We start from the raw sequence: 23,106 nt of genomic DNA on the forward strand, positions 1-23,106 counted from the left end.
ATGAGGTCCGGGTCCCGCCGTAGGATTTCGAGCTGTTCGGGATTTCGCAAGAGGTGAAAGAGGCCGTTGCCGATGAGGTTGGTGGTCGTCTCGTTGCCGGCGATGAGCAGGAGCTCGGTGGTCGCGAACACCTCCTCCGCCGAGAGCTTGTCCCCCTCCTGCTCGGCCGCGACCAGGGCGCTGATCAGGTCCTCCCGCGGCTCCCTTCGCCGCTCCTCGACCACGCCGGACAGATACTGGCGCAATTCGCGCGCCGCGAAGGTCGCGCGCCTCTGAGCGCTGTAGTCCTCGTTGAAGCCGAGCGTGTTGGCGATGGCGTCTGACCACTCCTTGAACTGCTCGCGGTCCCCGGCCGGGATTCCGAGCATTTCGGCGATGACGATGACCGGCAGGGGATAGGCGAGGTCGCGGATCACCTCGATCTCTCCGCGTTCCGCCGCCATATCCAGCAGCTCATCCACGATCTGTTCCACGCGGGGCCGCAGCGCCTCGACAGCCCGCGGCGTGAAGGCGCGGCTTACGAGAGAGCGCAGACGCGTGTGGTCCGGCGGGTCCAGGCGCAGCATGGAGGGCGGCCGTTCGTACTCCTCCTGCGTCATTGCGCCGGCGGCCAGCGCCTTGCGCCTCTGCTCCCAGAAGCCCTGGAGCTTTCGGTCGTCGGCTGAGAACCTCTGGTCCTTGAGAATGGCGCTTACGTCCTCGAATCGGGTGAGGATCACACCAGGGAAGAGGCGGCTGCGGTGGATCGGGTCCTTCTCCCGGAGCTTGCGGTACAGCGGATAAGGGTCGGTCAGGTAACGCTTTTCAAAGGGGTTGAAAGCGGCGCCGTCCTGCAGCAGTTCCCGGGCGAGGAGGACCCTTACGGCGACGGACTGGACGGCCTTGCTCAGGACACTGGGCGCCATGATCCCTCCCTCGGCGACTGCAAGCGGGCCAGATTTGCTTCTACGCTGGCAGGTGGCGGATGTCAACTGCATCCCGCGCTTGTGCTAACATCGCGCCGTCAAGCGAATAGCGAAGGTGACGGGAGCCCGCGGGGGCTGAGAGGGCGCCATCGAGGCGTCGACCGTTTGGACCGGCCAGGTAATTCTGGCGCGGAACACCGACGATGACATGACCGCGGGACTCGGGACCGCGGTCATTTTGCGGCGCCACCTTCGCCCAGGCAGAGGGGGCGGCAGCATGGCGACCGAAGCGGCGGGCATCGAGATCATCGAGACCGAGGAGTGGGGCATCCGGCCGGTGCCGGAGAGCCACCGCCGCCTGCGCGGCATCGACTTCGCCATCCTCTGGGGCGACCTCGCCGTCAGCCTCCTGATCATCGCCGCTGGCAGCCTGCTCGTGCCGAGCCTTAGCACGCGCGACGCCCTGCTGGTGATCGTGATCGGGAATGTCGTTGGCGCCGCTCTGCTCGCGACGGCAGGGGTCATCGGCAGCAAGACGGGCGTGCCGACCATGGTGAGCCTCCGCGCCGTCCTTGGCATCCGCGGCTCCTACCTCGGCTCCGGATTGAACATCCTTCAGCTCGTCGGCTGGGCCGCCCTCGAGATCATCATCATGGCCAATCTGGCGAGCGGGCTCAGCGACCATTTTCTCGGCTTCCGCGGCTACTACTTCTGGCTCGCGGCGTTCGCCCTGCTCGGTACCGCCATGGCCCTGGGCGGGCCGGTAACGGTGGTGCGGCAGTGGATGCAGAAGTTCGGCGTCTGGGTTGTGCTTGCCGCATCCGTATGGCTTACGCTGCGGCTGTTCGACGCCTATGACTTCGACGCTATCTGGGACCGCGGCGGCGAAGGCGGGCTGCAGAACTTCTTCCACGGCCTCGACCTGGTGATCAGCCTGCCGGTCTCATGGCTGCCGCTCGTCGGCGACTACAGCCGTTTTGCCCGCAGGGCGGCGCCAGCAGCGGTCGGGACTTACGTGGGCTACGGGCTGGCAAACATCTGGTTCTTTGCCCTGGGCGCCCTGTACGTCTCTGCCCTCAACACCGACTACGTCGGCTTCTTCAACGGCGATGCCTTCGTCGACATGCTGGTGCCCCTGACGCTCGGCTGGCTGGCGCTGATTGCCTTGCTCGCGGGAGAGAGCGACGAGGTCTTTGCCAACATCTATTCGACGGCCGTGTCGCTGCGCAATGTCCTGCCCTGGGCCGGGCACGCGGCCCTCACGATTGCCGTCGGCGGGGTCGCGTTCGCGCTGGGCGTCATCCTGGACGCGCTCGCCTACGAGCCTTTCCTGCTGCTTATCGGCGGCGTCTTCGTGCCGCTGTTTGGCATCTTCCTGGCGGACTTTTTCGTACTGAGGTCCCAGCGTTACGACGTAGAGCAGCTTTACGGCAGCGGAGGCCCTTACTGGTACAGCGGCGGGTTCAACGTTACCGCGGTGGCGGTGTGGCTGGCCGGCTTCATCCTCTACACGCTGGCCGCGCAACCTTCCTGGCTGACGACGCACGACGAGTTCGACTTCGTCTCATGGGCGCCAGATACGATCCCGTTCATCGACGACATCGGCGGGACCGCGCCGGCCTTCGTGTTTAGCTTCCTGGCCTATCTCCTGGTGTCGCGTCTCCTGGTACGCGCGCCGAGCGCGGCGCAGTCTACAGCCGGGGCCTGACGCCTCACCGGGGCTTCGCCCTGAAAAGCGCCCTCAGCCAACCCTCGTCCGGCTTCTCGGAGATGCCGATGCGGGTTATGAAGCGCTCGATCATCTGGTTGAACTCCGCCTCGAGCTCCTCTATCTCGCGCGCCCGTTTGTCGGCCGACTCCCGCACGGCGGCTGCTTCCGCGATTATCGCCTCGGCCTGGCGGCGGGCGTCCTCGATGCGGCGCTCGGCTTCGAGCTGCGCGCGTTCGCGCACCTGCTGCGCCTCCACCTCGGCCGAGGTGAGGATCGACTGGATCTGGGCTTCGGCCGACAGACGCAAGGCCCGCAGCGACTCCATGAGCAGCGACATTTCGCGCTCACGGGTTGCGCGGGCGTCCTCGAGGGCCTCCAGGCGGATCTTGGCCGCTTCCTCCAGGGCCTTTTCGAGCGCTTCGCGCGCACGGCGATAGGCAAGCTCGGCCAGCGTGCCCTGCGATTGGAGGGCGTCCAGATTGCGCAGGCGCTCGAGGAGCTCCGAGCGGGTGGTAGGCGCCGGCTCTTCTTGCATACGTCTCTACATAAATGGATCGCAGGCGGGGCCTAATCATAACAGTCCTGGCGGCCCAAGGAGGGTGTGAGGCCCTGGATGGCCCTGCACCGCCTCTCTGAGGGAACCGGCCGTGGTGGGGCATCGATTCCATGCCCGGGCGCGGGCCGATGCTAGAATGAGATGCCGCAGATGCAACATACGCCTAGAGGGCATTCGGGGTCGGGGCCTGGCGAGAGCTACGACGGGGCGCCGGAGGGCGAGCGTCGCGGCTTTTCGCCCTTCAACTTCCTGTTCGGCTTCGGCGTCGGCACCTTCGTCGGCGTTGGCCTTGCGCTCCTTGCCTTCGCGATGGTCGACGAGGAGCCTCCGCCTCGCGCCACCGTCAGGCAACCGGACGCGCCCGTGCTCGCGACCAGCACGGCCGCGCCGGCCGTGGAGTCGCGCCCGAGGGCGAAGACCGCCCTCGACGTCCGCCTTGGGCCGGGGAACGGCTTCGCCGTTGTCGGCGTGCTGGCAAAGGGCGATAGCGTCGAGGTCACGGGAAGAGACGACGCCGGCGAGTGGCTCGCGATCAGGTTCCCGCCCGGTTCGTCCGGGCGGGGCTGGATACCGGTGACGTCGGTCGACGAACCGCCGGACGTGACGCGGCTCGCGGTGCTCCTGCCGACGCCCCTGCCGCGCACGATCTCGACTTTCCCACCCGGCGCCTTCAACGACGGCGAGCGCCAGGGAACCGGCGCCAGCATCGTGCCCACCCGTACGCCCGACCCCAACGCGACTCCGGAACTGCGCCCCGGGCCTGCCGACCTCGTCGTCACAGCCGTGCGACTGCTGCCGGACCGGAGGATCTCGGTCACGGTCGCTAACCGCGGTCCCAATGACCTGGTTGGCTTCACGATCTTCGTGGTCGTGCGAGACCTCGGCGCCCGCAGCGAGCAGCTTAGCCTCGCCATCCCCTTCCTGCGCGTCGGCGCGACCGCGACGCTGCAGACAACCTCGCTGCATGTCACAGGGGAAGAAGTCTATCAGGCGATCGTCGACCCATTTGGTTCCGCGCCAGACGTGGACCGTACCAACAACTCCTTCCAGGTCACGCTGGTGGCGCCTACTCCCACTCCCACGGTCACGCCAACGCCGAACCCGCTGGACTGAAACGCGAGCGCTATGACCGCGGGGGCGGACTTCTACTGGCAATGCCTATCCGTGCAGGTATAATTGCGATGCCTGCGGACGACGGAGTCCAGTGCATGGATTACCAGTCGCGTGCGCTGGACCTAGGAGGTAGTGAGGGAACGTGGCAGGAAAACCAAAGACGCTAGGCGAGCTCAAGGCTTCCGGATACCGGGTCCTGAGCGTGAAAGAAGAGATGCGCAAGAACCTCATCGCGAAGATGAGGGCGGGCGTAGAGCTGTTCCCGGGGATTGTCGGCTTCGAGGAATCGGTCATTCCCCAGCTTCAGAACGCGATCCTTTCAGGGCAGGACATCATCCTTCTCGGCGAGCGGGGGCAGGCGAAGTCGCGGCTGACCCGGGCGCTGGTAGCCCTCCTTGACGAGGAGACCCCGATCGTCGAGGGCAGCGAGATCAACGACAACCCCTTCGAGCCCGTCTCGAAGTACGCGCGCGACATCGTCAACGAAAAGGGTGACGACACCCCGATCGAATGGATCGGCCGCGACCGGCGTTATGGTGAGAAGCTTGCCACGCCCGACATTACAATCGCCGACCTCATCGGCGAGGTGGACCCAATCAAGGTCGCCGAGGGCCGCTATCTGGCCGACGAGTTGACGATCCACTACGGCCTCATCCCCCGGACGAACCGCGGCATCTTCTGCATCAACGAGCTCCCGGACCTGGCGGAGCGCATCCAGGTAGGCCTCTTCAACATCATGGAGGAGCGCGACGTCCAGATCCGCGGCTACCAGATCCGCTTGCCCCTGGACGTCTTCATCGTCTCCACGGCGAACCCGGAAGACTACACCAACCGCGGCCGCATCATCACGCCCCTGAAAGACCGCTACGGGGCCCAGATCCGCACCCACTACCCGCGCCAGGTCGAGCACGAGATCGGCATCATGGAGCAGGAGCGGATGCGCTTCGACGACGAGGAGTACCGCGTCTTCGTGCCGCAGTACATGAAGGAAATCGTCGCCGAGATCAGCCGCCTCGCGCGCCGCAGCCCGGACGTCAACCAGCGCTCCGGTGTTTCCGTGCGCGCCTCCATCGCCAACTACGAAAGCCTGCTTGCCAACGCGATGCGACGGGCGATCCACACGAGCGAGAATGAAGTCGTGCCCCGGGTCAGCGACCTGCCCTTCGTAATCCCGGCGATCCAGGGCAAGGTTGAATTCGAGACCGTCGAAGAGGGCAAGGAAGAGCAGATCATCGAGAAGCTCATCCAGGGGGCGATCATTGCCGTCTTCAACCGCTTCTTCAGCGTCTCGGAGTTCGACGACGTAATCACGCGCTTCAAGTCCGGCATCTCTGTCGAGGTCGGCGACATGATGCCCTCGGACAACTACACTCGCATCCTCAAGCAGGTCGAGGGGCTCGAGAAGCAGATGGCGAAGGTGGAGGCTAAGACGCCTCCGCAGGTCGCCTCCGCCATCGAGTTCATTCTCGAGGGCCTGCACCTCAACAAGCGCCTGAACAAGGACAAGGTTGGGGCCAGGGTCCAGTACAGGGGCTGACTCCGCCAGGTCCCGAGGTAATCCCATGGTCATCAGATACCGCTACTCAGAGTGGGACGGTACTCAAGAGATACCGCCGCTCGACCCTGACGACATTCTCAATGCCCTCACGGACGACCTGATGAACTTCGGGGACCTGCAGCACGCGCTGCGGAACCTGCTGCAGCGCGGCATGCGCGACCCCATGGGGCAGCGAATGCAGGGCCTGCGCGACCTCCTGCAGCAACTGCGGCAGCAGCGCCGCGCCACCCTCGACCGCTTCAACCTCTCGTCCGTGTTCGAGGACATCCAGAGGCGCCTCCAGGACATCCTGGAGAAGGAGCGCAGGACGCTCGAACAGCGCCTCCAGGACCCTTCGGCAAGCTCGGGGCAAAGCCCGGACGCCAGTGAGAGAGAGCCGGGCGATGAGGGCGGACTCCAGGACGGGGAACCGTCCGAAGGCATGGAGGGTCAAGAAGGCCAGCAAGGTCAGCAGTCCGGCCGGCAGCAGGGCATGCGGCCGCGGGGCCAGCAGCAGTCGGGCCGGCCCCAGATGGGCCAGCGTGGCCAGCAAGGCGACCAGGGCGAGGGCCAGCAAGGCCAGCCCGGCGACGGGCTCTCGGAGGAGGAGCGCAAGCAATTCTCCGAGATGCTCAAGAACATGATCGAGAGGAAGAAGAACTTCCTCGACAACCTGCCCCAGGACCTCGGCGGCCAGATGAAGGACCTCCAGAACTACGAGTTCATGGACCCCGAGGCCCAGGCCGAGTTTCAGCAGCTCATGGAGATGCTGAAGCAGGCAATGATGCAGACGTTCTTCCAGGACCTGCAGTCCCAGATCGCGAACATGTCCCCGGAGGACATGGAGCGCCTCAAGAACATGGTCCGCGACCTGAACCAGATGCTGTCCGAGAAGATGGCCGGCGGGGAGCCGAACTTCAACCAGTTCATGCAGCAGTACGGCGACCTCTTCGGGGACAACCCCCCGCAGAGCCTCGAAGAGCTCATCGAGCAGATGCAGCGCCAGGTGGCGCAAATGCAGAACCTGCTCGATTCCATGCCTGCGGACATGCGCCAGCAGCTCCAGGACCTGCTGATGGACAAGATCGGCGACCCCGAGCTACGGGATGAGCTCGCCGAACTGGCCGCGAACCTCGAGTTCCTCTACCCGCAGCGAGACCTTCGCAACCAGTACCCCTTCCGCGGCGACGAGGAGTTGAACCTGCAGCAGGCCATGGAGCTCATGGGCCGCATGCAGGATATGGACGAGATCGAGCGCCAGCTGGAGCGCACCCAGTACGGTGGCGACATCGATGACATCGACCCCGAGAAGCTGCGTGAGCTCCTCGGCGACGAAGCCTACGAGACGCTACAACAGCTAAAGCAGTTCCTCGAGATACTCGAGGAGGCGGGTTATATCCGCAAGCGCGGCAATACCTGGGAGCTGACCCCGCGCGGCACCAGGAAGATCGGCCAGAAGGCCCTTGGCGAGATATACGCGCAACTTAAGAAGGAAAACCTCGGCAAGCACAAGATTGACTACGCTGGCCGGGGCGTCGACCGCTCGGATGACACGAAGGTCTACGAGTTCGGCGACCCGTTCCACCTTCACCTAGAGAAGACGATCATGAACGCGCTCAAGCGGGAGGGGGAGCCGCCGCCGATCCATCTCCAGAAGGACGACTTCGAGATCTGGAAGTCGGAGGCGCTGACCCAGACCGCCACGGTCATGATGGTCGACCTTTCGTGGTCGATGGCGCTGCGCGGCAGCTTCCAGGCAGCGAAGAAGGTCGCGATGGCGCTGCAAAACCTGATCAGCACCAGCTTCGCGCGCGACAAGCTGTACATAATCGGCTTCTCGGCCTACGCGCGCGAACTGAAGCCGGAACAGCTGCCCTACGTGCGCTGGGATGAGAGCGTCCTGGGTACGAACATGCACCACGCCCTCATGCTCGCCCAGAACCTGCTGGCGAAGCACAAGGTGGGCACACGCCAGATCATCATGATCTCGGACGGCGAGCCGACGGCGCACCTGGAGCGCGGCCGGTCGTACTTCGCCTACCCGCCGAGCCCGATCACCATCCGCGAGACTCTCAAGGAAGTAAAGCGCTGCACCCAGAAGAAGATCACCATCAACACCTTCATGCTGGACCGCAACTACTACCTCAAAGAGTTCGTGAACCAGATGGCGAAGATGAACAAGGGCCGCGTCTTCTACACGACCCCGGACCACCTCGGCGAGTACATCCTCATCGACTACGTCCGCAACAAGCGCAAGTCACTGCGCGGCTAGCGTCCGAACGCAGCGCAAGCACGCGAAGGCCGGGCGAAGAGCCCGGCCTTTCGTTCCGGACAAGGCGGCGCAGGCGAGAGCGGCGTTTCGCGGAACGAGACATACCGGCGTTTCTACAGGCTGATGCCTGGGCCCCTGCCTCTCGGTCACTTCCGGCACCCGGAGTGGGCTCTCGCCCGCAGGTCGCCCTTCGCCAGGCATGGCAACCGAGCCCGGCGCTGAGGGGCCGCGGCGGTAGTGCGACCCCTAAGCGGCAGCTCAGGACGCCGCCGCCCGCACGCGACATCGACATGGGCGCACGACCGATGGCGATTTTCCTAAAAAGGCCGTATTTGCGAAGTGAATACTTCGTAAACTGCTTCCACCTACCGTTGAGCCGCCCGATAATTGGCATGCTGCGCTTTCTGGGAAGAAGGAGAAAGACGTGACCTACGTAATCACCGAGCCCTGCATCGGCACCAAAGACCGCTCTTGCGTCGACGTCTGCCCGGTCGACTGCATACATGATGACGGCGACGAGGACCAGTGCCTCTATATCGACCCGGACGAGTGCATTGACTGCGGCGCCTGCGAGCCCGCCTGCCCGGTGACCGCGATCTTCGCCGAGGACGACGTGCCCGAGGACCAGAAGGTGTGGATCGAGATCAACGCCCTCTGGTACAAGGACAAGGCGGCCGCGCGCGCCAAGGTTGCGGCCATCCATCCGGCATAGCCGTCCCAGCCCTGGCACTTCCGGCGGCGTCTGAAGGCAGGCGCCGCCGTTTGGCGTTCGCGTAGAATGCCGCACGGGAGGTACGCGGAATGCTTCAGACTCCCGTGTGCGACCTTCTGGGCATTAGCGTCCCGATCATCTCAGCCCCTTTCGGACCCTGGGATTCGGTTGACCTTGCGGCCGCGGTCTGCGAGGCCGGCGGCATCGGCAGCCTCGGGACCGCAACCCGCACCGCGGACGAATTGCGGGAGCAGTGGCGGCGGCTGCGCGCGCTCACGGCGAGGCCGTTCATCGTCAATCACACGGGACGTCCCTTCAGCCCCGAGGCTTTCGACGCGACGCTGACGGAGCGGTCGAAGGCGATCTCGTTTCATATGGGCGTGCCTGCAGAGCTGGTCCGGCGCGCCCATGACCACGGCATCCTCTGGCTGCAGACCGTCGGTGACCTCGAGTCGGCTGAGCAGGCCCTCGAAGCGGGCGCCGACGCGCTCATCGCCCAGGGCGGAGAGGCCGGAGGCAACTCCGGCTGGGTTGCGACGACGGTGCTCGTTCCCGCGGTGGTCGACCTCGCCGGCGACGTACCGGTCATCGCCTCCGGCGGCATCGCTGACGGCCGAGGCATCGCCGCCGCGATTGCCCTCGGCGCCCAGGGCGTGCAACTCGGCACGCGGTTCCTTGCCACGCCTGAGATGCGCATCGACGAATCCTGGAAGCAGCGCATAGTCGCGGAGGGCGCGCTCTCGGCGGTGAAGGTGGAAAACGCCGAGCGGGTCATGCCGCCCTTCAACCTGCCCCAGATCGGCCCGAAGGCGGCGCCACGGGCGCTCGAAACCGATTTCATCCGGCAGCTCCGCGACGCGCCGGAGTCCTTCGACCCGCGGGAGGTCGGCCCGATGATCGTGGCCGCGGTGCGCGCTGGCGGCGGCCACGACCTCATGCCGTTCACGGGGCAGTCTGTCGAGCTTGTGCGAGACATCGTGCCGGCGGGAGAGCTCGTGCGGCGGCTGGTGCGAGAGGCGGAAGACGCGCTGCGCGCAGCGCAGGGGGCGATACGCGCTTGACCCTGGCGGTCTGCCGGCCATCCGCCGGGGACGCCAAGCGGCGAACACGCCATCGCTTCAGGCTGCGCACCGTCTGCCAGTCTTAAAGGGTGACGCCCGGCCGGCCGCGGTCCGTCCACCCAGCCCGAGGAGGAGCGATGCTTAGCTCCGTCGACGTCATCAGTTCTCTGGTCGAGTACGCCTACTGGGCCCGCGACCGCATTCTCGATGCAGCCAGACTGCTTTCGGCGGAGGAGTACCGGGCCCCGGCTGGGCTCGACCATGGGAGCATCGGCGAGACGCTTGCGCACACGTTCGCCGCGGAACGACTGTGGCGGCTGCGCCTGGAGTGCGCAGGCGACGCGCTGCTCCCAGACCAGACAGGCGCGGACAGCGTAGAGGCGCTGCAGGCAATGTGAAAAAGCGGAGGAGCGGGCGCTGCGCGCCCTCCTGGAGAGGGCAACGGACGCAACCCTGGAGCGGCGGTCCGAGTACGTGACGGGCCAGGGCGTCCCGCGCTCAGAGCCGAAGTGGCAGGTGCTGCTTCAGCTCGCCAACCACGGTACGCAGCATCGCAGCGAAGTCGCGCTCGTGCTGACGCGGCTTGGGCATTCGCCGGGGCTTCAGGACTTCATCGCGTTCTTGCGGGAGCGGGAAGGGACCGGCGTCTAGCCCTCGTCCGGCAAGAGGGGGATGCGCTCCATCGCGAAACCGAGGTCGGGGTCGAGGGCGACCAGGAGGCAGGCGCCGGCATAGCTGTAGGGCACGGGGGCCCCGGAGTACACGGCGCGCATGCTGCCTTGCGTGACGTCGGCGTGACGGTCCCAGTGCCCGAGGGCCAGGTAGTCCCACTCTGCCTGCGCCAGTTCGCTCTGAGAGATGGGACCCCAGCGGCGCTCCCAGCGCGTGTCCTCCATGAAGTGCCCGTGCGCGATTGCGATGTGCCAGAAGTCGCCGCTTCGCGGCGGCATGCCCTCGAGGGGACGGTAGTATGGGTCACGCTCCGTCGCCGCGCGGCCCCAGACGACGGTCTGCAGATCTTCGAAGAGCAGCCGCTCGCCGCCGACGTCCTTGATCACGTGCACGTGGTCGCCTGCGGCCCGGAAGTCGACGCGGTGGTAGACCGAGCCGGGGTCGGCGCAGTCGTGGTTGCCGGGGCAGATCACCACCGGCCGCCCAACGCGCGCCAGCTGCTCCAGGGCGAAGTCCGTGGACACGGCGCTCGCGCGGTTGGAGTCGAAAAAGTCGCCGGCGATGAGCAGCAAGTCGACGTCGAGGTCGATCGCCGCATCGACCACGCGCCGGAAGGCGGCGAAGTGCTGCGAGGTGAGGTGACGGCCGTCGCGGTAGGGCATGTCGCCGTCGAGGTGGCAGTCGGAGGTGTGCAGGAGGCGGAGTGGGCGGTCAGGCATCAGGACGCGGGCTGTGAGTCAACGGTACGCATCTCGGCGGTGCCGGATGCGGTAGACGGTGACCACGCCCGCTCCCGCATCCAGCTCATAGATGACACGATAGTCGCCCACTCTGAGCCGAAAGAGGTCATTTTCACCGGCCAGCTTAAGAGATTGGCGCGGAAATGGGTCTTCGGCGAGTTTCGAAACGGCGGCGACAATGCGGGAAATGTCGCGCGGGGCGATCCGGCGAAGCTCGCGCTCCGCGGCGGAGTCATACTCGACTCTTAAGGAGGCCATCGGCGCGGAGTCTGCGCTTGACCTCGTCCTCGCTCAACTTCGGGTTGTCTCGGCGAGCAGCAACTGCCCTGAGATCATCCAAGTCCTCGAGGAGCTTCTCATACTCCTTGATAGGGATGAGCACAGCCGTTTTGCGACCCCGTTCGTCCATCACGTATTGCTTCATGACGGTTCTATCCTACACCGGGCCGAGCTTCTCCCGGAGCACCTCGACCAGCTCCTCGATGCGGACGCGGGTCTGCTCCATGGAGTCGCGCTCGCGGATGGTGACGGCGTGGTCTTCGAGCGAGTCGAAGTCGATGGTCACGCAGAAGGGCGTGCCGATCTCGTCCTGGCGGCGGTAGCGGCGGCCGATGGACTGGGCGTCATCTAACTGGGTCATGAAGTGCGGCCGCAGGAGGGCCGCCACCTCCCTCGCGAGAGGCGATAGCTTTTCGTTGCGCGACAACGGCAGGATGGCCACCTTGATCGGCGCGATGGCGGGGTGGAGGTGGAGCACCGTGCGCTTCTCGCCTCGCACCTCCTCCTCATCGTAGGCGTCGTAGAGGAACACCAGGAATGTGCGCTCCACGCCCACGGCGGGCTCGATGACGTACGGGACGATGTGCTCGTTCGTCTCCTCGTCGAAGTAGGTGAGGCTCTTGCCGCTGACCTTCGCGTGCGCCTTGAGGTCGAAGTCGGTGCGGTTGGCGATGCCTTCTAGTTCGGACCAGCCCATCGGGAACAGGTACTCGATGTCGTAGGTGCCCTTCGAGTAGTGTGACAGCTCGTCCTTCTCGTGGGCGCGGACGCGCAGGTGGTCGCCGCGTACGCCCAGACGCTTGAACCAGTCGAGGCGCTCCTTGACCCAGTGGTCGTGCCAGTACTCGTCGGTACCGGGCTTTACGAAGAACTCCATCTCCATCTGCTCGAACTCGCGGTCGCGGAAGATGAAGTGGCCGGGGGTGATCTCGTTGCGGAAGGAGCGGCCCTGCTGGGCGATGCCAAAGGGCAGCTTCTTGCGCATCGAAGTCAAGACGTTCTCGAAGTTCACGAACATCGCCTGCGCCGTCTCCGGGCGCAGGTAGGCCAGGCTGGCCTCATCCTCGACAGGGCCGACGAAGGTCTTGAACATGAGGTTGAAGGGGCGCGCCTCCGTGAATTGGCCCCTGGCGCCGCACTCCGGGCAGACGTCGCCTTCGAGGTGGTCGGCCCGGAAGCGCTTCTTGCAGTTCCGGCAGTCGACCATAGGGTCGGTGAAGGTGGCGACGTGGCCGCTGGCCTCCCAGACCTTCGGGTTCATGATGATGGCGGCGTCGATGCCGACGACGTCGTCGCGCTCCTGGACCATGGCCTTCCACCAGGCTCGCTTGATGTTGTTTTTCATCTCGACGCCAAGCGGCCCAAAGTCCCAGAAGCCGCCGATGCCGCCGTAAATCTCGCTGCCGGGGAAGATGAAGCCGCGCCGCTTGCACAGCGACACGAGGGTATCGAACTGAAGCTCCGCCCGTTCCTGGCTCATGTCCTGTTCTCCGATCGACACTCTCTCGCGAGAAGAATGGTGATGAGGGTATGAAAAAGCCCCGGACCGAGGTCTCGGGGCGCGTGGTGAGCCAGACCTCGGCTGTCCCTAGGTCTGTCCTCCTCCGGCGCGCGCGTCGCGGGGCGTCTTCATGACGGTTCAACGCTACGGGACGGCCAGGGCACTGTCAACCGCAACCTTGGCGCCGCCATAATGGCGGTGATGAACGGCAGCTCCGCGTCCTCGAACGGCGGCCGGCGCCCCGACCTCTCGCTGAGCCGCGCGGCCGCGGACTGGCTCAAGGCGAGGCTTTCGCCGGAGCGGGCCCGCACCATCGTCCTCCGTCTCGAGTTCCACGTGCGTGACGGCCAGCCGGTGCACGCCCTGATCCCCGGGGACCGCACTCGCCCCAGCGACCACGTCTTCCACCTTCAGGGCATCACCTTCGTGATCGACCCCAAGACCTTCGAGCTGGTACGCGGTTCGGAGATCGACGTGGAGGAGGACGGTATCTCCGTCCTTAACCCGAACATCCAGGTCCGGGACGACGACGGGCCGGAAGCGGCAATCTGATCAGCGGCCAAACGGCCACCAGCGGCGCCGGCGTGACGTGGCCGCTGGCGGCGTTGTGGCTGACTGCGCCTCTATCGCCGCGCGCCGCCCGAGCCCCAGTTCCCCCGACAGGCGGCGACGCAGCATCAGCATGCGCTCAGCGATGTCGTAAGCGTTCTCAGCGTCCTCGTCCACTTCCGGGAAAAGGTGGCGCAGAGTGCTGTCGAAGCCCGGTACTGTGCTGCGGCGTCCGGAGTCGGCCCGCAGCTCCAGCATGGGATACGCCTTCAACTCGGTCACCGAGCCGGCCATCCCCGAGACCAGGCGTGTGACCTGGTCCGGGTTGAGCGAGATCGTCGCCACGGCCAACCTCAGTTGAGGCTGAAGCTCGCGCGCGACCTCCGCCAGGCCGTGCTCGACCGGCTGCTTGGTCATCGGGTCCAACTCCGACCCCGGCCGGCCGAGGTGGTAGGCAATGGCCAGGAATACGAGGCGGGCGTCCTCCTGGCGCAGGGAGAGGCTCACGCTTTCTGCTGGCATGAGAAGAGGATACCGCCCGGCTCAAGGCCGGGCGGCGAGGCTACTTATGCATCCGTTGCCATCTGGTCTTTTTCCGCATCTTCCGGTACTTGTGCTTGCGGATCTTCTTGCGGCGCTTCTTGACGACGGACGACATCAGCCCTCCCGGGTTTGATCTCACAATGTACGGGCAAAAGTATAGCAGACAGCTTCGCGCCGGCAGCCGGTGCTAACGGGCTACGTCGGCCCGCATCTCCCCGGCTTCAGCCTCGTGGTTGCCGAAGCGCCAGCCGCTGCCCAGCCGGTACGCGTTCTCGACGTACTGCTCCATCATGCGCTGGGCATTGAAGAAAGAGCCATTGAGCGCGATGGTGGAGCGCATCACCCGGCCGTAAGCCTGCGGCCGGTCGTAGAACAGCGGCAATATGACGTAGCGCAGCTTGTTATAGAGCGACCACGCTTCTGAGGCAGAGTCAGACTCGATGTCGGACTCGTCCCCGATGGCCCAACCGGTGACGCCTTCGACCCAGCCCTCCACCCACCAGCCGTCAAGCACACTGAGGCTTGGTACGCCGTTAAGCGCCGCCTTCATTCCGCTGGTGCCGGAGGCCTCCTGGGGCTTTTGCGGGTTGTTGAGCCACAAGTCCGTCCCGGAGCAGAGGAGCTTGCCCAGGGCCATATCGTGCTCCTCGAGGTACACGAACTGGATCTCCGGCTTCACGCTCGCGCCGCCCTCGAACACGCGACGGATGAGCGCCTGCCCCGCTTCGTCCCGAGGGTGGGCTTTGCCTCCGAAGACGAGCTGGATCGGCCCCACGTCCCGCGCGATTGCCTTCAGCCTGTCAGGGTCGGAGAAGAGCAGGGCCGCGCGTTTGTAGGTCGCTGCCCGGCGCGCAAAGCCGATGGTCATGGCCGTCGCGTCCAACACGACCCCGGTGCGTCGACGCACCTCGGCCAGCAGGGCCTGCTTGGCCCGCGCGTGCGCCTCCATAATCTGCTCGACCGGGATGGCGACGGCGTAGCGCAGGTAGGCGTTGTCGCGACGCCACTCCGGCACCTCGCGGTCGAACAGGTCCTGGAAGGGCTGAGACGTCCAGGTGGCGGCGTGGACGCCGTTGGTGATGGCGTGCACCCGGTAACCCGGGTACATGGCCTGCGAGACCTCGCCGTGACGCAGGGCGACGCCATTGACATAACGAGAGAAGAACAGCGCCAGGAAGGTCATGTTCAGCGTACCGTCGTGCGCGAATGGGAGGCCCCTGAGAGCCGCGGCCCTGGCTTCCCCCAGGACTTCCTCCACCAGCGTCATCGGGAAGCGGTCATGGCCGGCTGGCACGGGCGTGTGGGTGGTGAAGACGCACCGCGAGCGCACGGACTCGAAGTCGGCAGGGGAGGGCGTCTTGGAGCCCTGGCGCGCGAGCGCCGCCTCCAGGAGCGCCAGCGTGATGAGGGCGGAGTGGCCCTCATTCATGTGGTAGGTCTGGATGTCCCGGCAGCCCAGAGCCTCCAGCAGGGCGATGCCGCCGAAGCCGAGCAGGGCTTCCTGAGCAAGCCGGTAGCGCTCATCGCCGCCGTAGAGCTGGCCGGTGAGGGCCCGGTCGCGGGGGTCGTTCTGCGGCAGGGCGGCATCGAGGAAGAAGACGGGGACGGTGTGGCCGGACACTCCTTTGACTGTGTAACGCCACGGTCGCAGCGCTACCTGCCGGCCCTCCACCGTGACTTGCAGGAGAATATCGAGCGGCTCGAGGAACCGGGAAGGCTCCCAGGGATACGGCTCCTCTATTTGCTCGCCGGACGCCTCCAGGCGCTGGCGGAAGTACCCCTGGCGATGGAGCAGCGTGACCGCCACCATCGGCACACCCAGGTCGGCCGCGGCGCGCAGCGTGTCGCCGGCGAGCACACCCAGGCCGCCGCTATAGGTCGGCATGGCGGACTCGAGTCCGGCTTCCATCGAGAAGTAGGCGACGCGCGGCGGCGGGGACAGTCGCTCAAGCATGCGTGTTTATCGGCCTGATGGGGTTCTTTTCACCCTCCTATCGAGTGTGAGCATGCGACAGGAGGGGAGTATGACTCAAGCGGCACGTCTGGCTTCGCCGTTTAGACGCCGTGAACAGTCCGCCGCTCCCTCGCCTCGCCGCGACGGTCACGTCGATCACCCGGCGCGGCCGCGACCCTGCCCGGCCGGGCGCTGCCCTTTAGCGCCCGGTACACCAGGAGGTTGAAGGCCAGCAGGCCGGCGCCGGCGTAGAGGTACTGAGCCCATGCGGCCTCGGTGTCCGTCCCGGCGCCGGCGCCGTGCGCCAGAGCGAGCGCAAACGCGGCGAATGTCAGGTAGTGCAACAGCCGCCAGGCCCGATAACTCACGAGGTGCCGCACGTAGAAGGCAAGCACGATCACGGCCACCAGGTAGAAGGCGAAGACGCCCAGAGCGACGAAGAAGGGCTCGTAAGGCGATGCGAAGGGCAGGAGCAGGCCGCCGAGCGAGAAGCGGACGTAATCGTCCGGCCACACGACGAAGATGTGGAACACGGTGACGGCGAGGGTGAGGAGGGAGGTGAAGCGGTGCAGGTCGTAGACGCGGTAGCGGCGTAGCAGGCGCTCCAGCGCGCCGCCCGTCATCGTCAGCCCGAGTATCACGGACGTCGCGAGCAGGATGAACGCGACGAATCCGGAGGCGCGGTTCAGGTACCAGTAGGTATGGTCGATTTCGTTCACGCCGCCACCACGTAGGCGCTGAAGCCGCTGCTCCGCAGCACCGACCCGTCGGCGCGGGCGACCAGTCCCTCGACGCCGGCTTCCCCATCCAGGTACTCCAGGCCCGCTTGCGCTCCCTTGAGAAGCGCGACCTTGGCGTGGAAGTCGGCAAGAGTCGCGCCTGGCGCTACCACCGTGACCGCCACTGCATCCGTCGAGGCCGGCAGCCCGCTCCGGGGGTCGATCAGGTGGTGGGCCGCGCCCCTGTCGGTCTCCCAGCGCCGGCGGAGCACGCTCGAAGTGGCAACGCCCCGGTCGACGACGCCGATCAGCATCAGGTCCCGCTGCGGCTCCAGCGGGTCTTCGACCGCGATGTACCACGCATCCTCACCCGGGGGGTGGCCCAGCGCCGCGAGGTCGCCGCCGCAATCGACGAGGCAGGGCGCGCCGAGCAGGGCGGCCAGGCGGTCAGCGGCCCAGCCCTTGCCCAGCCCGCCGGAATCCAGGGCTAGACCTAACGGCAGCGTGACCATCCGCCGCCTCTCGTCCAGGCGTATGTCCTCGTACGAGGCCGTCCTCGCTGGCGGCGGGCGTGCGCGCGCGCTGTCGATGAGCTCGAAGGTGCGGTCGTAGCCAGCTGCTTCGACCTCGTGCAGCAGCGTAGGGTCGAAGATGCCGCCGGAGCGGCGGGCGAGTTGCAGGCACAGGCTCACGAATTCGAACAGGAGCGGCGAGGCCCTGAAGGCGGTTCCGCGGGCATTGTTCAGCCGGGACAGCTCCGAATAAGGGATGAAGCGGCTGAGACGCCCCTCGTAAGCGTGCGCCCAGCGCTCGGCCAGCCGGAGACGCCGCTCGGCGCCTGGCGCGTCCGGGCACGTCAAGGCCAGGGTTGTGCCCATCGCTCGGAATTCGCGCCGCAGGAGCGTGCTCGCTACCACTAGCTTGCCCTTGTCCGTCCTCGCGGCGTGATCGGCGGAGGGTCTGCGATGGGCGGCGAGGGTGCTGTGGGCGCGAAGAAGCGCTCGTAATCCACGCCTGGCGCCTCCTGTCCGGTGGCCTCAATGCGCGGGTCGGAGCGGATGACCGCATAGAACGCGCCGAGGAGGCCCGCGGTCAATGCCAGGATCAGCGCCTTGGCCGGGGCCTGCTTGCGCAGCTTCATGGCCGCCTCACGCGTCGAGGAAGTTCAGCTGCGAGAAGCGGCCGTTGAGCACGTCGTCCGCGGGGGCCTTGAGCCAGCGCTCCAGGATCGTGGCGTAGACGGAACGGAAGTCAGTCGTAAAGCGCAGGTTGCCGTTGTCCAGGCTGCTGAGGCTCGGAGGCTCGCCGTAGAAGCCGCCCTTCACCTGGTTGCCGACGACAAACATGGGCACTGCCCAGCCGTGGTCGGTGCCGGCCTGGGCATTCTCGCCGGCCCGCCGGCCGAACTCTGACCAGGTCATTATCAGCACGTCGTCGCCGTGGCCGTGGGCGTTGACGTCTGTCCAGAAGGCGTGGATGGCCTCACTCGTCTCGCGCAGGAGGCGGGTCAGGGTGTTCGGCTGGTTGGTGTGCGTGTCGAAGCCGCCGATGAAGACGTGCCCGACGCGCAGCGGCGAGGCCCCCGGCTGGCCGCCGGAGTCGATCAGCTCGGCGAGGAGCCTCATACCCGTGGCCAGTGAGCTCTGAGGGTAGGTGACCGCAGGCTTGTAGTTGCTGTGCGCCTCGCTGAGCTGGATGGAGCTCCGGTAGGCGTTGTCCAGCGTCGTGTCCAGGAGCGCCGCGAAGCGTGTGTTCGCCGGCCGGTACACATCGTACAGCTTCATGAGGCTGGTCCGGCGCAGGTCCGGGTTCGGATCGCCCACCGCATTCTGCAACTGGAAGGACTCCAGGCTCGCGACGGCGGGGATCGAGACCTTGTCCGACTGGAAGGCCTCCGGCAGGCGGTTGCCGTAGCTCAGACCGGTGAGCGGGTGTCCTTCCGCGTCCGTGAGGCCCTCGAAGTAGCGCCCCAACCAGCCCTCGTTGACCTTGCCTTCGGGATCGGCGAACTGCCAGATGTCCATCGCCTTGAAGTGCGAGAAGTTCGGGTTCTGGTAGCCGACCCCCTCGATTACCGCCAGCTTGCCCGCGTCCAGGATCTCCTTCATCCGGCTGAAGGAGGGGTGAAAAGCCGCGCGGTCATTCACCGGGATCATGTCGCTCTCGGTGATCGCCAGCTCGTTGCGGTAGCGGCGGTAGTTCAGGTCGCGGTAGGGGATCACGGTATTCAGGCCGTCGACACCGCCCGCCATCTGGACGACGATCAGCGTCTTGCCCGATACGGAGCGCACGCTTGATTCCTCGGCTGCGGCAGCGACGGCCTTCGAAAACACCGAGGGCACTGCCAGCCCCAGCGAGACGACGGCTAGGCTCTGCTGGACGAAGTCTCTTCGCGTGATCATTGCTGCTCCTCCTTCTCCGCCAGCACGAGCCGTTTCCGCTAGGCGAGGTGGAACTGCGGCGATGCCAGGATCAGGTAGACCAGGCCGCGGAGCTGCTCTGGCGAGAGCGGCGCGTCCGGCCCGCCGGCATAGTCGAGGAGGACCCGGCGCGCCTCCTCGGGCACGTTGTCATCGAGCACCAGGGGCAGGTAGTAGTCGAGCGCCTGGGCGGCTGTACCGAGGTTCGCTCCCGGGGCCGGCTGCGATTGCTGGCGCGCGCCGCGAGGCGCCGGCTGGGGCGCGCCGCCCGTCACCAGGTTGATGAAGTTGAGCCTGGCGAACATGGTCGCGCTGTTGAGCCACGTCTCACCGCCAGGCCAGCCGGCAACATTCGGGGGCTCATACAGCACCTGGCCCATCTGCGCCAACGTCTGGCCCCGGTTCTGCGCCACCAGGCCGGCCACGCCGCCCTGCAACCCCAGCGCCTTGATCGCCGCCACGGCGTACTCCACGGGACTACGGACGATGGACCTGTAAGCCCGGGGCGAGTACATCTCGTCCGAGCGCAGGATGGCCTCGACAGTGGCGCCGATGCTCTTGCCGCTGCCCAAATAGGTGTCCACGAAGGGCTTGAGTGTCTGCTCATCGGCGCCGGGGTAGGCGAAGAATGCGAACAGCTTGCCCACTATGAAAGACGCCGAGGCCGGCTGCTCGACAATGATGTCGATGACGTCTTCGGGCCGGAAGTTGCCGCTGCGGCCCAGCACGGTCTTCGTGCCGCCATCGAACAGGTTGGGACGGAAGGTTGGTTCGTCGTACTCGAAGTCGTTGTTGCCTGTACGCCGCCGGGGCACGAACCAGCCTGTGAAGGCGCGCGCGGCCTCGCGGATGTCCTGCTCGGTGTAATTGCCGATGCCCAGCGCGAAGAGCTCCATGAGCTCGCGCGCATAGTTCTCATTGGGCGCGCGCCGCTGGCTGCCGCTGATGTCCAGGTAGATCATCATGGCGGGGTCCATGGAGATGCCCTTGAGGATCTCGGGGAACGTCGCCATGGCGTTGGCGCGGAAGAAGTTGTTCTGCCGCTCCATCATCTCCGGGACCTGGACGACGCTGATCTGGCTCGTGAGGAGCCCGTGCCAGAAGAGCGTCATCTTCTCCTGCAGAGGCCGCTTGGTGTTGGCCATGCGGACCAGCCAGCGCGTGGGGAGTCCCTGCCGGTCGAGCGGTATCTGGCCCGCCAGCGTCTCGGCCGCGGAGTCATCGACGCTCGTGTAGTTGACGAGTTCGTCGATCGTTGCCTTGAGGCCGAGGCTCTGGTAGTGGTCGTACTCTTCGCGGCTGACGCCGAAACCGGCGCGGCGGAGGAGGTGATTGATCCGGACGCTTTCCTTCTTCAGGGCATCGGCGTCAGACCTGGTGGAGCCGGACGACAGGCCGTCGAGGATGCCGAACTTGTCACCCAGGGCAGCATAGGTGACGGCGACGGAAGCGGCGGCGATTGAACCACCCAGGATAGCCCTGCGCGTGGTTGAGGTCTTGAGCAGGGATTCCCGTGTTTGCTGTGCGGTCATCTTGATTTCCTTGTCCGCGCCGGCACCGGGCGTCCACTCTATTTCATTATTGATATCGCCAAGTTACGCCCGCGCGTTTCCGGGAATCAATGAAACATCTGTAAAACGTTGCCTATACGACGGAGGGCAGCGGCCACTTGAGGTCGCAGCTCAGGCAGCGGGCCTGGACGAGCACGCCGTCTGCCCAGTAGGAGATGGTGAAGGACTCGTGGCAGCGAGGGCACTGCTGATCGCCGAGACGGACCTCCTTCGATTTGCTTGGAGGCGCCGGCTGCTGCTGACTGCTTGTCATCTCTCTCCTGGCGGCTCTTGGCCGATAAAATGACGCGAGGCTTCTTGGTGCAGAAGTATATCAACTGGCGGCGCGCGGCCTCCGGCGCCGCGGTGACGGCGCTCCTGCTCCTGCCGCTTTACCTCCTGGTCCTGCGGCCCGCGAGCACCAGCGCCATCGAGCCGGCGATCCTTCTCGACACGTCTCCTGGCGGCGCGACTACGGCCGTCGGCGTCGCCGAGGGCAAGCTGGCGCCTGACTTCGAAATATCGCCTCCAGAAGGCCCGCGCTTTCGCCTCAGCGACCTTCGCGGGCGGCCCGTCCTGATCAACTTCTGGGCAACCTGGTGCGGCAGTTGCCTGTCTGAGATGCCGGTGATCAAGCAACTGCAGGAGGAGCGCGGCCTCGACACCTTTGCGGTGCTGGCCGTGAACGCGGGCGAGACGCCAAGGCAGGCCCAGGAGTTCATCGACTTTCTGGAGGCCCCCTTCCTCTACGGCCTGGACATAGACATGAGGGTCACGGACGCCTACGGCGTCTACGGCCTGCCGCTCAGCGTCTTCGTCGATGCCAGCGGCGTGGTGCAGGCCCTGTACCGCGGTCACGCCGATAAGGCGCTCCTCACCCGCCTCCTGGACGCCGCCTCTGCCGCGACACCGCCCGGCGAGATCGCGCCCGTGCTGCGCATCGTTTCCACCATTCCCCGTGAGCGGCTCCTTGTCGTGAAGGCCCAGGGGAGCAGGCTCGTTTCGGAATCACGAACCCTGCGCTGCGACCTCACTTACTGCGCCGGCGACGCCGTGCAGGCATTGCGGGAAGTGGCGGGCGTGAAGCGCGTCGACTTTCGCTCGGCCGGCGGGTCCGTAAAGTTGACGGTCGAGTTCGACCGCCGCGTAATCGACGGCCGGGCCCTGGCGGAGGAGCTGGCGCGTCGCCTCGAGGCGAGCCCGGACCCTCTCTACGAAGGCCCGGTGCTGGTGAGGTACGAGGGTGGATAGCGGCGCCTGCCGCCGGGCCTCCGAGGCCCCTGGACACCGATGATCGACCGTTCGGCCCTCACAACGGAGTTCGAAGAGGCGATCGGCGACCTGGAGCGGGCGCTGCGGGAGTGCCCGGACGACCTCTGGGAAGCAAGCGCCTGGCGGGTCAAGAAGACCGACGCCTGGGTCTGGCCCCGTGAAGGCGTGACGCCGGTCCCGGAGCGCACCGAGGAGTCGATCCAGTCACTGTCTGCTGTCTGGGTGGTTGCCTACCACTGCCTGTGGTTCCTCGACTTCTACACGAGCACGGGCGAGGGCTTCGAAAGCCCCGAGTACGTCCGCGGCGGCCCCGAAGAGCAAGGCATGGCAGCCGATGGCGCCGCGCGCCTCCCGGCCCCCGTCTACCCGCGCGAGGTGCTGCTTCGCTACCTGGACCACGGGCGGCGCAAGGTCCGGCACACCATCGCGACTATCAGCGAAGAGGAGCTGCGGGCGGTATGTGTCCGTCCTGGCACCCCCACCGCGGCAAGACCCTCGAACAGCTCCTGGAAGTGAACCTCGCGCATGCCCGCCAGCACGCGGGCGACCTGCTGGCCTTCGTCAGGCGGCAGGCCGGCGTCAGGCCCCGGCAGGCTACCTAGACCGAGGGGAGCAGCCGGGCGTCGGGCGCGCCTTAACGCAGATAGGCGGCCAGGCGGCCCTCGGTGAGCGCGTCCGCGTCGCTCGCGGCGACGGCGGCAGGGTCCAGGCGGGCGCCCAGGCGTACCAACAGCGACGCAAGCCGCGAGCGCAGGGGGCGGCGCGCAGCCTCAGGCTCCCTGAGCTCGGCTATCCAGACGGCCTGGATGAGGCCGCGCTCGACCTCGTGCTGACGCATCCAGGCCAGGGCCTCGGCCTCGAGCCAATTGAACATTTCTAATCCCTCCCGGAGAAATTATCGGTGATTCCTATCACCCCTGTATAGACCATACCAATGCTTTGTTGCGGCCAAGTTAAGTCAGGTTAATAGTGAGTTAAGGAGCAGTGTGAAGGGGTTCACTTCCGTCCGGGAGCGGGAGCAGGCGTCTCGGAATCGCCTG

Annotated in this window: 26 protein-coding genes, 1 pseudogene and 1 riboswitch; of the genes and pseudogenes, 11 read left to right on the forward strand and 16 right to left on the reverse strand. The window is 66.2% G+C overall.

Annotated elements, in window-relative coordinates:
- The coding region (locus VNN10_09765; protein ID HXH22307.1) for a cytochrome P450 at positions 1-905 on the reverse strand (905 nt) is incomplete at its 3' end.
- 108 nt (positions 906-1,013) lie between these two features.
- Positions 1,014-1,117, forward strand: a riboswitch (TPP riboswitch).
- Between the two features lie 65 nt (positions 1,118-1,182).
- Here VNN10_09765 and VNN10_09770 point away from each other — a divergent pair.
- Positions 1,183-2,613: a cytosine permease gene (locus tag VNN10_09770; protein ID HXH22308.1), complete on the forward strand. Its 1,431-nt coding sequence runs from the start codon at positions 1,183-1,185 to the stop codon at positions 2,611-2,613.
- A gap of 4 nt (positions 2,614-2,617) precedes the next feature.
- Here the strand turns inward: VNN10_09770 and VNN10_09775 are convergent, their stop codons facing one another.
- The gene (locus VNN10_09775) at positions 2,618-3,151 is read right to left on the reverse strand and encodes a hypothetical protein (protein HXH22309.1); all 534 of its coding nucleotides are present in this window, start codon (positions 3,149-3,151) and stop codon (positions 2,618-2,620) included.
- A gap of 162 nt (positions 3,152-3,313) precedes the next feature.
- On the opposite strand from VNN10_09775, the gene VNN10_09780 reads away from it, so the two are divergent.
- The 7 genes and pseudogenes from VNN10_09780 (at position 3,314) to VNN10_09810 (ending at position 10,518) form a co-directional block, all read left to right on the forward strand.
- Positions 3,314-4,285 (forward strand): SH3 domain-containing protein, encoded by a 972-nt coding sequence (locus VNN10_09780; protein ID HXH22310.1) that lies wholly within the window; start codon positions 3,314-3,316, stop codon positions 4,283-4,285.
- Between the two features lie 142 nt (positions 4,286-4,427).
- The gene (locus VNN10_09785; protein ID HXH22311.1) at positions 4,428-5,822 is read left to right on the forward strand and encodes a magnesium chelatase; all 1,395 of its coding nucleotides are present in this window, start codon (positions 4,428-4,430) and stop codon (positions 5,820-5,822) included.
- A gap of 25 nt (positions 5,823-5,847) precedes the next feature.
- Positions 5,848-8,094, forward strand: coding sequence for a VWA domain-containing protein (locus tag VNN10_09790; protein ID HXH22312.1), 2,247 nt, complete (start codon positions 5,848-5,850; stop codon positions 8,092-8,094).
- 424 nt (positions 8,095-8,518) lie between these two features.
- Positions 8,519-8,806, forward strand: a complete 288-nt coding sequence (locus tag VNN10_09795) for a ferredoxin family protein (GenBank protein HXH22313.1) — start codon at positions 8,519-8,521, stop codon at positions 8,804-8,806.
- Between the two features lie 89 nt (positions 8,807-8,895).
- Positions 8,896-9,867: a nitronate monooxygenase gene (locus VNN10_09800; GenBank protein HXH22314.1), complete on the forward strand. Its 972-nt coding sequence runs from the start codon at positions 8,896-8,898 to the stop codon at positions 9,865-9,867.
- A gap of 137 nt (positions 9,868-10,004) precedes the next feature.
- Positions 10,005-10,265, forward strand: coding sequence for a DinB family protein (locus tag VNN10_09805; protein ID HXH22315.1), 261 nt, complete (start codon positions 10,005-10,007; stop codon positions 10,263-10,265).
- Between the two features lie 10 nt (positions 10,266-10,275).
- A pseudogene (locus VNN10_09810) lies at positions 10,276-10,518 on the forward strand (DinB family protein).
- Here VNN10_09810 and VNN10_09815 read toward each other — a convergent pair.
- From VNN10_09815 to VNN10_09830, 4 genes are read right to left on the reverse strand one after another with little or no spacing between them, the layout of a single operon-like run.
- Positions 10,515-11,258, reverse strand: a complete 744-nt coding sequence (locus VNN10_09815) for a DNA repair exonuclease (protein HXH22316.1) — start codon at positions 11,256-11,258, stop codon at positions 10,515-10,517. The pseudogene VNN10_09810 and the gene VNN10_09815 sit on opposite strands and share 4 nt — an antisense overlap.
- A gap of 18 nt (positions 11,259-11,276) precedes the next feature.
- Positions 11,277-11,537: a type II toxin-antitoxin system RelE/ParE family toxin gene (locus VNN10_09820; protein ID HXH22317.1), complete on the reverse strand. Its 261-nt coding sequence runs from the start codon at positions 11,535-11,537 to the stop codon at positions 11,277-11,279.
- Positions 11,512-11,703 (reverse strand): hypothetical protein, encoded by a 192-nt coding sequence (locus VNN10_09825; GenBank protein HXH22318.1) that lies wholly within the window; start codon positions 11,701-11,703, stop codon positions 11,512-11,514. Before VNN10_09825 ends, VNN10_09820 begins: the two co-directional genes overlap by 26 nt.
- A 12-nt stretch (positions 11,704-11,715) precedes the next feature.
- Positions 11,716-13,038: a glycine--tRNA ligase gene (locus tag VNN10_09830; protein ID HXH22319.1), complete on the reverse strand. Its 1,323-nt coding sequence runs from the start codon at positions 13,036-13,038 to the stop codon at positions 11,716-11,718.
- 222 nt (positions 13,039-13,260) lie between these two features.
- Between VNN10_09830 and VNN10_09835 the strand changes: the two genes are divergently transcribed.
- Positions 13,261-13,611 carry a hypothetical protein gene (locus tag VNN10_09835; protein HXH22320.1) on the forward strand — a complete coding sequence of 117 codons (351 nt, stop codon included), beginning with the start codon at positions 13,261-13,263 and terminating at the stop codon, positions 13,609-13,611.
- Here VNN10_09835 and VNN10_09840 read toward each other — a convergent pair whose 3' ends face one another.
- From VNN10_09840 to VNN10_09880, 9 genes are all read right to left on the reverse strand, one after another.
- A complete protein-coding gene (locus VNN10_09840; protein ID HXH22321.1) occupies positions 13,612-14,130 on the reverse strand; it encodes a hypothetical protein in 519 nt (172 codons plus the stop codon).
- 40 nt (positions 14,131-14,170) lie between these two features.
- Positions 14,171-14,266, reverse strand: a complete 96-nt coding sequence (locus tag VNN10_09845; protein HXH22322.1) for an AURKAIP1/COX24 domain-containing protein — start codon at positions 14,264-14,266, stop codon at positions 14,171-14,173.
- Positions 14,267-14,338: 72 nt separating this feature from the next.
- Entirely contained in the window at positions 14,339-16,105 is a 1,767-nt protein-coding gene (gene glgP, locus VNN10_09850; protein HXH22323.1) for an alpha-glucan family phosphorylase, read from the reverse strand.
- 101 nt (positions 16,106-16,206) lie between these two features.
- On the reverse strand, positions 16,207-16,824 hold the full coding sequence (locus VNN10_09855; GenBank protein ID HXH22324.1) for a ferric reductase-like transmembrane domain-containing protein: 618 nt from the start codon (positions 16,822-16,824) through the stop codon (positions 16,207-16,209).
- Positions 16,821-17,741, reverse strand: coding sequence for an FAD:protein FMN transferase (locus VNN10_09860; GenBank protein ID HXH22325.1), 921 nt, complete (start codon positions 17,739-17,741; stop codon positions 16,821-16,823). The genes VNN10_09855 and VNN10_09860 overlap by 4 nt, the downstream gene beginning before the upstream one ends.
- Positions 17,741-17,965: a hypothetical protein gene (locus tag VNN10_09865; protein ID HXH22326.1), complete on the reverse strand. Its 225-nt coding sequence runs from the start codon at positions 17,963-17,965 to the stop codon at positions 17,741-17,743. The genes VNN10_09860 and VNN10_09865 overlap by 1 nt, the downstream gene beginning before the upstream one ends.
- 7 nt (positions 17,966-17,972) lie before the next feature.
- Positions 17,973-19,226, reverse strand: a complete 1,254-nt coding sequence (locus tag VNN10_09870) for a DUF1501 domain-containing protein (protein HXH22327.1) — start codon at positions 19,224-19,226, stop codon at positions 17,973-17,975.
- Between the two features lie 38 nt (positions 19,227-19,264).
- Complete coding sequence (locus tag VNN10_09875; protein HXH22328.1) at positions 19,265-20,776, reverse strand: DUF1800 domain-containing protein; 1,512 nt, start codon at positions 20,774-20,776, stop codon at positions 19,265-19,267.
- A 112-nt stretch (positions 20,777-20,888) separates the two neighbouring features.
- On the reverse strand, positions 20,889-21,068 hold the full coding sequence (locus VNN10_09880) for a hypothetical protein (GenBank protein HXH22329.1): 180 nt from the start codon (positions 21,066-21,068) through the stop codon (positions 20,889-20,891).
- Positions 21,069-21,115: 47 nt separating this feature from the next.
- Between VNN10_09880 and VNN10_09885 the strand changes: the two genes are divergently transcribed.
- Both VNN10_09885 and VNN10_09890 read left to right on the forward strand, forming a co-directional pair.
- The gene (locus tag VNN10_09885; GenBank protein ID HXH22330.1) at positions 21,116-22,045 is read left to right on the forward strand and encodes a TlpA disulfide reductase family protein; all 930 of its coding nucleotides are present in this window, start codon (positions 21,116-21,118) and stop codon (positions 22,043-22,045) included.
- A 39-nt stretch (positions 22,046-22,084) separates the two neighbouring features.
- A complete protein-coding gene (locus VNN10_09890) occupies positions 22,085-22,582 on the forward strand; it encodes a DinB family protein (protein ID HXH22331.1) in 498 nt (165 codons plus the stop codon).
- A 118-nt stretch (positions 22,583-22,700) separates the two neighbouring features.
- Here VNN10_09890 and VNN10_09895 read toward each other — a convergent pair whose 3' ends face one another.
- A complete protein-coding gene (locus tag VNN10_09895; protein ID HXH22332.1) occupies positions 22,701-22,940 on the reverse strand; it encodes a hypothetical protein in 240 nt (79 codons plus the stop codon).
- Positions 22,941-23,106 lie beyond the last annotated feature (166 nt).

Source organism: Dehalococcoidia bacterium, from assembly GCA_035574915.1.
Classification (GTDB): Bacteria; Chloroflexota; Dehalococcoidia; order DSTF01; family WHTK01; genus DATLYJ01.

Bases quoted from the DNA above. Each gene is read 5' to 3' on its own strand.
- VNN10_09770 (HXH22308.1), top strand. From the start codon at position 1,183: ATGGCGACCGAAGCGGCGGGCATCGAGATCATCGAGACCGAGGAGTGG.
- VNN10_09775 (HXH22309.1), bottom strand. From the start codon at position 3,151: ATGCAAGAAGAGCCGGCGCCTACCACCCGCTCGGAGCTCCTCGAGCGC.
- VNN10_09780 (HXH22310.1), top strand. From the start codon at position 3,314: ATGCCGCAGATGCAACATACGCCTAGAGGGCATTCGGGGTCGGGGCCT.
- VNN10_09790 (HXH22312.1), top strand. From the start codon at position 5,848: ATGGTCATCAGATACCGCTACTCAGAGTGGGACGGTACTCAAGAGATA.
- VNN10_09800 (HXH22314.1), top strand. From the start codon at position 8,896: ATGCTTCAGACTCCCGTGTGCGACCTTCTGGGCATTAGCGTCCCGATC.
- VNN10_09805 (HXH22315.1), top strand. From the start codon at position 10,005: ATGCTTAGCTCCGTCGACGTCATCAGTTCTCTGGTCGAGTACGCCTAC.
- VNN10_09815 (HXH22316.1), bottom strand. From the start codon at position 11,258: ATGCCTGACCGCCCACTCCGCCTCCTGCACACCTCCGACTGCCACCTC.
- VNN10_09820 (HXH22317.1), bottom strand. From the start codon at position 11,537: ATGGCCTCCTTAAGAGTCGAGTATGACTCCGCCGCGGAGCGCGAGCTT.
- VNN10_09825 (HXH22318.1), bottom strand. From the start codon at position 11,703: ATGAAGCAATACGTGATGGACGAACGGGGTCGCAAAACGGCTGTGCTC.
- VNN10_09830 (HXH22319.1), bottom strand. From the start codon at position 13,038: ATGAGCCAGGAACGGGCGGAGCTTCAGTTCGATACCCTCGTGTCGCTG.
- VNN10_09835 (HXH22320.1), top strand. From the start codon at position 13,261: ATGAACGGCAGCTCCGCGTCCTCGAACGGCGGCCGGCGCCCCGACCTC.
- VNN10_09840 (HXH22321.1), bottom strand. From the start codon at position 14,130: ATGCCAGCAGAAAGCGTGAGCCTCTCCCTGCGCCAGGAGGACGCCCGC.
- VNN10_09845 (HXH22322.1), bottom strand. From the start codon at position 14,266: ATGTCGTCCGTCGTCAAGAAGCGCCGCAAGAAGATCCGCAAGCACAAG.
- glgP (HXH22323.1), bottom strand. From the start codon at position 16,105: ATGCTTGAGCGACTGTCCCCGCCGCCGCGCGTCGCCTACTTCTCGATG.
- VNN10_09865 (HXH22326.1), bottom strand. From the start codon at position 17,965: ATGAAGCTGCGCAAGCAGGCCCCGGCCAAGGCGCTGATCCTGGCATTG.
- VNN10_09870 (HXH22327.1), bottom strand. From the start codon at position 19,226: ATGATCACGCGAAGAGACTTCGTCCAGCAGAGCCTAGCCGTCGTCTCG.
- VNN10_09875 (HXH22328.1), bottom strand. From the start codon at position 20,776: ATGACCGCACAGCAAACACGGGAATCCCTGCTCAAGACCTCAACCACG.
- VNN10_09880 (HXH22329.1), bottom strand. From the start codon at position 21,068: ATGACAAGCAGTCAGCAGCAGCCGGCGCCTCCAAGCAAATCGAAGGAG.
- VNN10_09890 (HXH22331.1), top strand. From the start codon at position 22,085: ATGATCGACCGTTCGGCCCTCACAACGGAGTTCGAAGAGGCGATCGGC.
- VNN10_09895 (HXH22332.1), bottom strand. From the start codon at position 22,940: ATGTTCAATTGGCTCGAGGCCGAGGCCCTGGCCTGGATGCGTCAGCAC.